This is a genomic window from Rothia sp. HMSC067H10 (genome assembly GCF_001810635.1).
GTDB classification, from domain to species: Bacteria; Actinomycetota; Actinomycetes; order Actinomycetales; family Micrococcaceae; genus Rothia; species Rothia dentocariosa.
Genome location: NZ_KV802288.1, coordinates 91,969 through 104,215, shown reverse-complemented (window position 1 = coordinate 104,215; position 12,247 = coordinate 91,969). Strand labels below are relative to the sequence as shown.

7 protein-coding genes are annotated in these 12,247 nt (G+C 57.4%); all 7 read right to left on the bottom strand.

The window, feature by feature from the left end:
- Window positions 1–1,212: putative glycoside hydrolase (locus HMPREF2756_RS02960; RefSeq protein ID WP_070618128.1), on the bottom strand; the 1,212-nt coding region annotated here is incomplete at its 3' end.
- Window positions 1,209–2,897, bottom strand: coding sequence for a GT4 family glycosyltransferase PelF (pelF, locus tag HMPREF2756_RS02955; RefSeq protein ID WP_048779562.1), 1,689 nt, complete (start codon window positions 2,895–2,897; stop codon window positions 1,209–1,211). The genes pelF and HMPREF2756_RS02960, both read right to left, overlap by 4 nt.
- 32 nt (window positions 2,898–2,929) lie before the next feature.
- Window positions 2,930–4,288, bottom strand: coding sequence for a hypothetical protein (locus HMPREF2756_RS02950; RefSeq protein WP_246825814.1), 1,359 nt, complete (start codon window positions 4,286–4,288; stop codon window positions 2,930–2,932).
- A 506-nt stretch (window positions 4,289–4,794) separates the two neighbouring features.
- Window positions 4,795–9,672 carry an NAD-glutamate dehydrogenase gene (locus HMPREF2756_RS02945; RefSeq protein ID WP_246825813.1) on the bottom strand — a complete coding sequence of 1,626 codons (4,878 nt, stop codon included), beginning with the start codon at window positions 9,670–9,672 and terminating at the stop codon, window positions 4,795–4,797.
- Between the two features lie 432 nt (window positions 9,673–10,104).
- Complete coding sequence (locus tag HMPREF2756_RS02940; RefSeq protein WP_070618119.1) at window positions 10,105–11,085, bottom strand: quinone oxidoreductase family protein; 981 nt, start codon at window positions 11,083–11,085, stop codon at window positions 10,105–10,107.
- Window positions 11,086–11,328: 243 nt separating this feature from the next.
- Window positions 11,329–11,730 carry an ImmA/IrrE family metallo-endopeptidase gene (locus HMPREF2756_RS02935; RefSeq protein ID WP_048755387.1) on the bottom strand — a complete coding sequence of 134 codons (402 nt, stop codon included), beginning with the start codon at window positions 11,728–11,730 and terminating at the stop codon, window positions 11,329–11,331.
- Entirely contained in the window at window positions 11,723–12,229 is a 507-nt protein-coding gene (locus HMPREF2756_RS02930; protein WP_070618116.1) for a helix-turn-helix domain-containing protein, read from the bottom strand. Before HMPREF2756_RS02930 ends, HMPREF2756_RS02935 begins: the two co-directional genes overlap by 8 nt.
- Between the last annotated feature and the right edge of the window lie 18 nt (window positions 12,230–12,247).

The window sequence follows — 12,247 nt, the reverse complement described above, 5'->3', positions numbered from 1 at the left end:
CTTACGGTAAATAACCCCGCGATGGCCTTCTAGGGTGAGGGTGGCCGGTGCCGCGTTGTTTTGCGCATCTACGAGCCCTTGATCCTGCGGAACCCGCACCATCGTGGTGCGGTCACTCGTATTCAGAGCCGCCCAGCCGTGCGTGAAAGCACGGGTCTGCACACTGTCCTGAGCCTCAATCTCACCGGATGCAGCCCCCAAGTCAAAGGACAGCTCGGGCGCGTTCGGAGTACCGTCATAGGCATCGTGCTGAGTTGCATTGATACCGGTAAAGCGACCGCCTCCAAAAACCCAGAACCCAGCCAGACCATACAGCAGATTCTCATCCGTGCCGCTAATCGGCGACGTCGAGTACCCGTGCGGGGTGCGCAAAATCGTAACCTTAGGAAGGGACTGCTGGGTATTCACAGCGCCGTAGGCATCGCCCGAGCGGTCCTGCACCGCATTCAGCGTTACCAGGCCTTCGGCGCCGCGCCCAATATGGTTTCCCTGCATGGTGGCGTAGGCGCCGCTGAGGAATTCTTGTGCGCCCCAGCCGAGCCACACTTCCTCGAACCCGCCGCCGTAGGCACTGTGGCTTTCCCATTTGCCCCAGCGCAGGCGCGATTCGGCAATATTAGGCACCAGGATTTTGCCGATCTTATTCAGCTCAATACCGGCGAAGGAGATCAAGAAATCGAGATGCTGCCGAATCGTGGTGATGCTTTCAACGCCCTGAATCGGCAGGTTTAGTCCGTAATAATCATTCTCTACGTCGTTATCAGCCATCACCCCGTCAAAGGGCGAGTTACGAAGTTCTTCCACCACGGAGTGCACCCACTGCCAGCGGTAGTCTGCGCTCCACACCGCCATCTGGTAGTGCTGCCAATAGCCCGACCACTCGATCAAAGAGCCGTCTAGGCGGCGGGCGAACAAATCCTTACCGGTTGTGTTCAGAAGATCTTGCGCATATTTATAAGAGACGCCCGAAGAGTAGATGGGGCCGGGTTCATAGGCACGACTGGAAGAAAGGCACTTATAGGCGAGCACCACCATATTAGGTGACTGCTCTTTGAGGTAGCGTGCCGCATCCAGCTCCCAGGGCTGCAGAATAGCTACCGCGTAGTTCTGCGCCGCAAAGGCCAGCTGCTCTTCCGATATAGGGTCGCCGCCGTACCGAATCCAGGCACCAAATTTTCCGGGAGTGCCGGCTCGTAGAGAATTATCGCTCATTCTTCAATCTGCTCCGTAACTCGCTGAGGTATTTTACCTAGCTTACGGTATATCTGGTCATAACGGTCCATAACCAGGCGAAGTTGGAAGAACTTTACAACTCGGTTGTAAGCGTTAACGCAGTAACGCTCGTAGATGCTGGGCTCCTCCATCATGGTGCGAAGCGCCTGCGTGAAGCCTTCGATATCGCCCGGAATGGTTAGAATACCGCAGTTACCTATTTCACTGCCATCCGAGGTGACCAGCACATCATCGATCAGCTGCGACATACCGCCCACGTCGGTACTCACCAGCGGAATGGATGCTGCCATCGCTTCCAGCGCCACAATGGGCTGACCTTCGTTGTAGCTGGGCATGAGCAGAACATCGAAGCGGTCCAGCATTTCGCGCACCTTCACGGTGCCGTGGAAGGTAATGAAGTCGCCCATATTGAGCTCTTCGATCGTGCGCACGCACAACTCATAGTATTCCGGCATGTGGTTCTTCGGCCCGAGCACATCCAGGTGGAAGTTGTCGAGCCCGGCATCACGCAGCAGCGCAAGCGACTTCACGAGGTCTGTGAGCCCCTTAATGGGCACCACACGCGCAATAAACACAAAACGCCACATATGCCCGCGCCCCTCCGCTAGGATGCGCGCCCGGGCAGTCTGACGCCCCACATACGCCGGATACACGCTCTCGATAAGCATACCGTTCGGCAGCACGACCGCGCGGTCTTCTTCACCCTCGTTGTACTGGTCGATGGGCGCACCGATACCGCGCGCCTCCTCAATCGCCTTGGGGTACAGATAGGTCACCATATCGGCGCTGGGATAGCAGAAACGTCCCATTTCCAGGAACCAGACGCACCACGCGGTCTCTTCGAGCGTGACGGGACCCAGCTCGGGTTTATCGCGCGGCTCCTTCAGGAAGGCGTAATCCGTGGTGACGGGCTTGGCCATATTGCGTTCCAGCTTGGTGTTGATAGTATCGCGCACATACAGGTTGTGTTCGGTCAGCAGGAAGCTGGTGCCGTAATCGCGCGCACCCGCAGCGCCCAAAAGTGAGGCGTAGCCGGTGGTGTGGGCATGGTACACGCGGGCATAGGGCAGGCGCTCATGCAGCAGGGCGTACACGATAGAGACGAAGTTACGGATCTCCCAGAAGAGTTCGCCGAACGGAACCTGTGCGAGGAAGCCCCAGTTACCGACTGCCTCCATAAACTCGCGGGTGCCGGTGAGGGCGAAGAGTGAGTAGGTGCGGGTGCGGGGGTTAATTCCTTCATCGTAGAACGACCAGAGCGGGTTTACATCGCCGTGTATAAGAGCATCGAAAGCGCTCATAAGTCTCGCCACCAGTTTCTTGCGTTGGCGACGATTCATCTTGAGGTTTTTCGGGTTACATTCTTGGGCGAATTCTTCCTTATGCTCCTCCAGGCTCAGGTAGATCACCTTCACCCATTTGACGTTTTCGGGCATACCATACAGGTCTTTAAGTTCCTGTTTACTATCCCAAGAAATATGAATAATTCCGAAGCTGATGCTCGGGTTTTCCACGATAATATCGTGAACCACTGCGGAAACCCCGCCCTTAAGGTAGGGGTAGGTCGATTCCATCACCAGCGCAACATCGACCTCAGGATAATCAGGGTCGGGTGTTCGGGGTCCCGGCGCGGGCAATTGCAGCGGGGCATAGTGGTTACGCATTGCGGTGTTTATCAATGTATATGACCTCTCATCTACCAGGCTAGGGCACGACGCCAGAAGAGTGAGTATTCGGGATTAGCCCAGGCACGACGGTAGAGTATCCATGTGACGAGGGCGAGAATTGCTTCGCCGATAATGATAGGCAGATAACCGCCATCGTTCGGGATGATTGAAAAGGCGACAGTGACGATCAGCAGGTGTACCGCACCGATAATGTGCACAGTCTTAAACATGGTCATGTATTCCAGCTGATAGATGAAGAGCGCCATCGCCAGGAACAACCATGCCACCGTCAGCCCCGCATAGGCGAACGGGAAGGTGTTCGGTACGAAGATATACATCAGAATGCCCGTAATGACCGAGCAGATAACTGAGACAATCAACGTGTTGCGCACGGAGGCGTGAGAAATACGCACTACAGCGTGCGCCTCCGGCTCAATTTCATTGAAGGGAAGTTTATTGAAGAGGGTCCACAGACGCTGAATAGAGCCGTTCACGCGGTTAGATTCAACCACGAAGAAGTAGTTGTAGGCGATCACGCAGGGAACCAGGCTCATGTAGATGGCGATAACGTCGATCTTGCCGTTCGTCACCAAGAAGAGCACGTATTTATCAGCCCAGAGGATAGAACCGGTCAGCAGGCCGCGAATAACGTCGCGGTAGGCGGCACCTAGCGGAAGGCGGCTGAAGTGGAACAGCTGCTTAATTTCACGCCCAATACCGCTGAACAGAATGGCCGACCCTACCAGCGGAGGCAGGAACCACAAGGTCGGCAACGTCAGCAGAACAATCGTGTAGCCCAACCATGCGAAGAACCACAGCGGAAGGTTTTTCGCCACGTTCGGCACAATAAGCAGCTGCGCATAGGCAACGTTCAGCATACTCAAAAAGAGGAAGGATACCAGCGCCACCATATCCCAGTGCAGTACGAGCACCACGGGAATGGCGAAAAGGAACGCGATGGGCAGGCCCACCAGATAGAGGTAGCCCCAATGGCGGCTAAATGCCCTCAGCTCGCTAATATGCTGATATTTCGGGTCGGTATCGAGAGTAGCAAGAAGTTCTTGCGCCTCTTTGGATTTGTGATCCCGTTTGAGAATTGCCGCTTCTTCCTGAACTTCGCGGCGCGCATCCTCAACTTTCAGATGTTCGGATTCGAGGGCGCGGTAAATAGGCATGCATACCGCCTGGCTTAGCCAGGGAACCACGATGGATGCCGCCAGAATAATCTGGATGAGCGGCACCGACCCCACATAGTTCTTGCTGAGAATGGGGGTTACGAACGGGAATGCGACTGTTAGGAGTGCAACGGGAGATACATAGAGAAGAAAATTGTAGAGGAGTCTCCAACTCCAGCGGTTTTTCGGGATGTCTGCATGGTGGGAAGACAAGACGGGAACTTCTTTCAGCGCTATTCTCACCTAATGCCTATATGTATATTGCCCCTGTACCTGTGGTTTAAGGGCAGGGATGGGATACGCGCAGGGAAAACTGCGCTGAGTAACTAGGTGATCGGTTTTCTGGGATTTCAACCCCTTGTATTGTATACGTGTAAACTATTTTTGACACGCAGCCCGCAACTGGGATTTATGCCACATATTCCCCGCTTTTTTAAGGCAGGGGAAGCCGCATACGTGCATCACAAGGTTTCACTACTACTTGAGTATAGCGGTACCGAACCAAGTTTGCGGGGTTTACCGTCAGATGTGCACAAAAATATCTCACGCGCCATGCGCTGAAATACTTAAAAATCCCTGATAAATAGCGGAATATCGGCTAAAAAATATTCTTCATTTTAATCAGCGTCACACCGCGACACGACAACAAAAAGCTGTTCCCTGCCCCACCCACACGCGGGCAGAGAGGGAACAGCTTTTGTTATCTCTCAAGAAGAGATTTAGGACGCGCTCGACAGGGTTCGCAGCGCCACCGAGATCACGGCTAGGCGCGGGTGCGATGCGCTGTCGGGCTCGGCATTGCGAACCTCTTCAAAGATGCGGTCGATATTGCCCACACGAGTCGGGTGGTTCTTAATCCAGGAATCCAACGCCTGCAAAGCCCCCTCGGGGTTGCTTGGAGCGTGGCCTGCGTCTTCCTCAGCCACCGACGTTGCAAGCTCTGCGGCGGTCTCATAGAGGCTGCCGCGCAGGGCCTGGCGAGAGAGGGTCTCCCAACGGTCGTTACGGGGCAGCTCGCTGATGAGGCCGAGCAGCTCATCAACCTTGAAGCGGTCGTAGGTTGCGAAGTAAATCGGTGCCAGCTCAACCGCCTTGAAGTCGTTATCGCGTGCAGAGCGAATAACATCCAGGAGGGCGTAACCCTCGAAGCCGCGAATCCAGATGACGATGAGTTCTTCGGGAAGACCCCAAGCCTCGCCAGTATCGCGCTTGGAACGAACCCGTGCGCGGGAAACATCCGAGAGGTATGCGGGCAGGTTCTTGCGAAGCTCCACCACATCGCCAAAGCGTTCCAGCAGGGAGCTGAGCGGGTTGCCCGCAACCACGCCGCGCTCGGCGATAAACCAACGCACCACGCGGTCAAGAACACGCTGATCATCGTGCAGCACGGTGTTCCATGCATCCAGGGCGGTGTGTGCGGGCAATTCGCGGTGCAGCTTCGCGGCCTTACCCAGCTCGAAGAGCTCGCGGGCAACGATGAAGGCGCGGGCGACCGCATCCACCCCAACGCTGGTTTCTTCGACCGCGCGGTAAGCGAAGGTGATGCCGCCCAGGTTCACCATCTCGTTGGCAACGCGGGTGCAGATAATCTCCTTGCGCAGCGGGTGCGAATTCAGGTACTCACCAAAACGCTCCACCAGAGGTGCCGGGAAGTATTCGCGCAGCAGGCCCTCCAGGTAGGGATCGTCTGCGAAGTCAGTCTCTTCCAGAGCGTGTGTGAGGTAAATCTTCACGTAGGCGGCCAGCACGGAAAGCTCAGGGCGGGTCAGCATCTCGCCGGTGGTGTCAAACCGTGCCTGCAGTTCCTTATCCGTGGGCAGGAACTCGACGGTGCGGTTCAGACCGGCGTGCTTTTCGAGGTCACGCATCAGACGCTTGTAGACATCGATGCCCAACGTGCCGTAGTTGAATTCACCCTGTAGCAGAACATTCTGCTCAACGTTGGTTTCAAGCACCTTGGCGCCGACTTCGTCCCGCAGGGATTCGATGAACGATGCCCGCTCATCCGGCGAAAGCTCGCCGCGTGCCACTAGGCGGTCCACCAGAATCTTGATATTCACCTCGCGGTCACTGGTTTCCACACCTGCGGAGTTGTCAATGGCGTCGGTATTGATGATGACCCCGTTGCGTGCAGCCTCCACACGGCCCAGCTGGGTGAAGCCGAGGTTGCCGCCCTCGCCCACGATCTTGGCGCGCAGCTCGTTGCCGTTCACGCGCAGGGCGTCGTTTGCCTTATCGCCCACCTGCGCGTTCGTTTCGGTAGATGCCTTCACGTAAGTACCAATACCGCCGTTGTAGAGCAGATCAACCGGAGCCCTCAGAATCGCGGAAAGCAGCTCGGAGGGTGCCAGCTCGGTAACATCGTCCTCAAGACCCAGCACCTCGCGCACCTGCGGGGTGATCTTAATGGACTTCAACCCGCGCGAATACACGCCGCCGCCCTCAGAAATCAGCTCGCGGTTGTAGTCCTGCCACGAAGAACGCGGCAGCTTGTACAGGCGCACGCGCTCCTCGAAGGAGACGGCGGGATCCGGGTTTGGATCCAGGAAAATATCGCGGTGGTCGAAGGCGGCGACCAGGCGGGTTTTCTCGGAGCGCATCAGGCCGTTGCCGAAGACGTCGCCGGACATATCGCCAATACCCACGGCGGTGAATTCCTCGCTCTGGCAGTCGTGACCGAGTTCGGCAAAGTGACGTTTGACGGACTCCCACGCGCCGCGGGCGGTAATGCCCATCGCCTTGTGGTCGTAGCCAACCGAGCCGCCGGATGCGAACGCATCGCCCAGCCAGAATCCATACTCGGCGCTAATCGCGTTTGCAGTATCCGAGAATGCGGCAGTCCCCTTATCGGCGGCAACCACCAGGTAGTAGTCGTCACCGTCGCGGGCGATCACGCCCTCAGGGCGTACTACGGTTTCGGTGCCGTCGGTAGCAACGGAGAGGTTATCGGTCACATCCAGCAGGGAGCGGATAAAGACCTTGTAGGATTCGCGACCCTCGGTAATCCAGGCGTCGCGGTCCACGGCGGGATCGGGCAGCTGCTTGGGATAGAAACCACCCTTGGCACCGGTCGGAATAATAACGGCATTCTTGACCATCTGCGCCTTGACCAGGCCCAAAACCTCGGTGCGGAAGTCGTCGCGGCGGTCGGACCAGCGCAGACCGCCACGCGCCACATTGCCAAAGCGCAGGTGCACACCTTCCACACGCGGGGAGTATACGAAAATCTCGAACTTGGGGTGCGGAAGAGGCGCAAAATCGATCTGCTCGGGCGCAATCTTGAACGCAAGCGCTTCTCGACCCAAGTATGCGTTGGTGCGCAGAATAGCCTTGAGAATTTTCAGGAGCGAGCGCAGGTAGCGATCAGCGTCCAGGGTTGGAATCTTGTTGAGTTCTTCGCGAATCTGCTCCAGGATTTCTTCGCGTTGAGCTTCGCGCTGCTCATCGGTGAGCCCATTGTTCGGGTCGAAGCTAGTGTGGAAGAACTGGACGTAAAGCTTCGCGATCTGCGGGTACGCCATCAACGTATTTGACATGAACGAAGGCGTGTAGCCCAAGCCCAGCTGAATCAGGTAGTGGTTGAAGGCTCGGAATAAGCGGACTTCTTTCCAGGTGAGCCCATCGGCTAAGATAAGCCGGTCCAGGGTGTCGGAGTCGCGTTCTCCCAACAGGTAGGCGTTGAGCGCATCCTCGTAGAGCGTTGCGACAGCGTGCGGGTCTACACCTTCGGGGAACTGCACACCAAAGTCGTACAGGTATCCGTAGTCCTGCCCATCTTCGGGTGCGAACTCGTAGGGCCTTTGGTCAACGACGACCAGTCCCATATTCTGCATCACCGGGAGCAGCTCGGTGAGGGTATGCGGTGCTGACAGGTAGGTCTTCAGACGGGTGGTAGCTAAGTCGCCGGTCTCGACTTTGATAGCGGCGGGCCTTTGGGTATCGCCCGAGAGAGATTCAAAAATCACAATATCCTCGATCGCGTTTTCTACTTCATAGTCGGCGCGGTAGGTTGCTGGCGCGGCTTCCGCCCAAGCGGAGGCGAGCCGGCGTCCTTCTGCACCGGGTTTCCAGCCCTCAAGCGCGGCGGCGGTAGCCTCTCCCCAGGAGCGGGTAGCGGCTTGCAGGCGCTTCTCAAGGGCGCTTACATCAACATCCGGAACGACGTTCGGGTCGGCGAGCCGGATGCGGAAAAACACACGCGCCAACGACGATGCCGAGAGGTAAATCTGGTAGTCGATGGCGGTTAAATCAAATTCTTCGCGGAATACCTGCTGGATGCGGGTGCGCACAGAGGTGTTGTACCGATCGCGCGGCAGATACACCACCGCAGAGATAAACCGTGCGAACTGGTCGGGGCGCAGGAAGAGACGGGTCTTGCGCCGTTCCTCCAGACCCATAATGCCGCGGAAAGTTTCGGTGAGTGTATTCACCGTGGCGTGCATGAGTTCAAGGCGCGGGTAGTCTTCGATGAAGCCGATGAGCATCTTATCGGAGTAAGAGCCGGGGTGGAATCCCAGGCGACGGCGCACCATGGCGATGCGTTCGCGAATGAGCGGGGTTTCTATGGCTGGCAGAGAGTATGCCTGGCGGGTAAACAGCCCCAGAATCACGTATTCGCCGACCACGCGCCCGCTCGCGTTGAAGCGGCGCACCCCAATGTAGTCGAGGTAGTCGGTGCTCTGAATGGTGGAGCGGGTGTTCGCCTTCGTAATGTAGAGTGGGCGCGGCCTGAGCGCGCGGGCGAGGGTATCGTTTTCCAGCCGGATGCGGTTCTGCCCTTCGGTGGACCGCAGGATACCCAACGCCGAGTGAGGGCGGTCTGCCAGTTCGAGAACCCCTGAAGAGCCATCGAGCAGACGCTCTTTGATACCCATAAAGAGGAAGTTACCGCGGGCGAGCCAGCGCAAAAAGTCCTGTGCGATTTCAATACGTGAGGAAGGTTCGTTACCGCCGGGATGCGCGGTGAAAGATTCTTCGCCTTCGCCGAGGGTTATGCCGCGCAGCGCATCCAGGGATTCGGCGATAGTGTTCACGCGCTCGGCCATGGCTTCGGCATCGGTTTCGCAGGCTTTAATATCGTCGAGGATTTTCAGGGCGGTAACGCGCAGGCGGTCGCTGTCTTCGCCGTTGAGCTTGCGGGTGAGGCGAATCGCGATCCAAGACTCGATCATGGGATGCGCCGTGAGCTTGCCGTCCTTCGCTGAGAGCACAGGCAGCCCGTAGGTTGCGGTATCGCCGCTGGCGAGGTTACTGGCGCGACCAGCGCCGCGTGCCGAGAGAAGTTTTCCGTTGGGGTCGCGATCCACGATAAAGATGGGGTGGAAGAGCGAGTAGACGCCGCCGAAGTCTGAGGCGATTTCAGCGGTGAGGGAACTGACGAGGTACCCCATATCGTCGGTGACGACGAGCAGCGTGGTGGAGTATCCGTCGTTATGCACGGTGACCGCAGGGGTATTGGGTTCGCGCGTCTCAGCGAGCGCACGGTGCGCTCGCGCTAACTCTTCTAGTTCTTCCGTTGAGAAGACTTCTCGGTCTTCAACGGGGCTGTTCTGGTAATACTGTTCAATCCACGCATCATCGCCAGACCAGCGTTTCATAGCGTTGTCATTCACTGACAAGGTATGCCTCCGAAGTTTGTATCACTTCTCTGTGACGTTCTGTCTGTGTTTTATACGGCGTTGTGTGTAATCTCTTCCTAGCTTATACCCTGTACACCGGTGCAGGCTTCCATTTTAGGGAAATCCGGCAGGAAAATATTTTTATTGCGGAGATAAATCACATATGCTTCTGCTCTAAGCAATATTTGAGGCTTTTCGCGTTGTTTTTGAGGCATTAAACCCGTATTTATGGTGTTTGCATGTATTCCGGTGTCTGTCATGTTTTTAGCCGGAAAGCTGCATGCAATGAGGGCCTTTATTCCGAGCGCGTGTCATGAACACAGTTCCGGGAGCGATGGTTTGCCTTGGAAGTGCATTCTTCAAAGCCATAACCATCGCCCCCGGAATTTTTATCTATCCTCCCGTTTGGTCTTATTCCCCGTATGGTTCGTGCCTGAAGACGAACTTTCCGATAGTTTTACCGGCGCGAAGCCGCTCTAAAGCCTGGGCACCGTCGCGAATATCGACTTCTTCCTGAATAGGCACCGTCACCTCGCCGGATGCAACCAACGCCAAAGCGCGGCGCAGATAGGCAGTAGCGATATCGGGGTAGGCATTGGAGAGCAGCCCGATGTTGAAGCCCATCATGCTGATGCCGTCGAACCAGAAGGTATTGGTGCCCACCGTCTGATCACCGTCTTGAGCGGCGTTGCCCACCACGATCAGCCGCCCCTCAAAACGCAGAAGTTTAAGGAGTTCGGGGCGGTCGCGTCCAGAAACCGGGTCGATAATCACGTCGAATTGCCGCCCGCTCTTATCCGCAAGTTCATTGCGCAGCCACACCTCGTCGTAGCCGAGGTCGAGGGCGAGCTGGCGTTTTTCTTCGGTGCTGACAATGCCGACCACCTTTCCGGCACCCATGAGCTTGGCGACCTGCCCGAATTGAGTGCCCAGACCGCCCATAGCGGCCTGCACCAGCACGTGTTCGCCGGGCTGCAGACGCGCCGTGCGTTCGAGCGCTGCAAGGGCTGTAGGGGTATTAGCAGGAACGACCGCCGCCAACGCCGGGTTCATGCCCGCAGGCAGGGGTGCCACAAGGTTTGCCTGCGCCAGGCAGATTTGGCCGAAGCCGCCTCCTGAACCCAACAGAGTCAGCGGAGCAGCAACCTTGTCTCCCACTCGCAGGCCGGTTACTCCTTCACCGAGGGCATGGATGCGCCCCGCGGCTTCGATGCCCGGCGCCCAGGGAAGCGGAAGCTCCGCCATGCCTTCGGCGAGAAGCGCATCGACATACCCGACTCCCGCGTATTCTGCACGAATGGTAACCTGCCCGGGGCCTGGGGTGGGTTCGGGAACGTCCTGGTACTGCAACCCGTCGATGCCGGTGTACTGCGTGATATTGAGGGCTTTCATAGGATTATCCTTTCTGTAGCAGATAGCTTAATAGTAACAGCTATCTGCTATAGAAGATATAGACGTGCACCTTTCACACAAAGAATGGGCGCTGGCAGCAATATACTCGCCCGTAAAGCGGGAGCATTTTCTTCATGCGGGAGCGGCTTAAGTGCTCCCAGATGAAGAAAATGCTCCCGAAATTTCGCACACCCGAATACCCAAAATAACGCGGCTTCTGGCGACAACGAGCCCTCGTCCAAATTACGCCTGCGCCACGGTAAGCGGATGCGCATCCAAGTAAATCACTAAAAGCTCCTCGGTCACGTCAAGCTCATAGGCAAGCGCGGGCAGGTTATCCGGGTAGAAGGCGGCGGCGCGGCGCAGATCCTCCGGGTCGATCAGATTTTCTGCGGCCAGCAGGTCGCAGCTGCGTTCGCGGCGGGCGCTATAGGATGCATCCCAGGCGTCGTGCTCGTCTCCGCGCACGGCGTGCACGAGTTCATGGGCAAGTACGGAGCGTTCTTGCCGGGTGCGCATTCCTTCGCGCAGGGTAATGGTGCGGCTGGCATGGTCGTAGCGACCGAGCATCCCATGCCCGGGCGTTCCCCAGACGATATCGACCCCGAGCGTATGTGCATGAGTGTAGGGATCGTAGCTAGGCACCAAAGAATCCCTCCTCACTGTCGTAGATTTCGCCGCGCTTTGCAGCCAGGGCGTAGTCCTCTGCCGTGTATTTGCGCTCCCCTTCGCCGGATGCACCGCTCGCGGCACCCGCGACTGCTCGCCCAGCTTGAGCGGATGCGGCGGCAGGCACCTCCACGGGGGTGGCGGGGGGTACCGCGGCACGCACCGACTGTTCCCGAGTTTGCACCGCCGTCATGCGGCGCAGCACCTCGCCCATTAAGTCTTCGTTGGAAACATCGCGAATAGACCCGCCCACCCGCAGAGATTTAGCGCGTGCGGTGGTGATAAGCCCGCTTTCAACCATGAGGTCGAGCAGGTCAAGCCCGAAGCGGTCGGCTATTTTGACGAGGGTTTCTACATCCATCACTCCAGCACCCGAGAATCGCCGCTGAATAGCGTTGGGGTTCATACCGAGTTCGGCGGCGAGCGCCCGCTGGGAGAGTCCTGTCTTGTATTTGATGTAGTCACCGATAGCCATGCCACCAGTCTAGCAGAC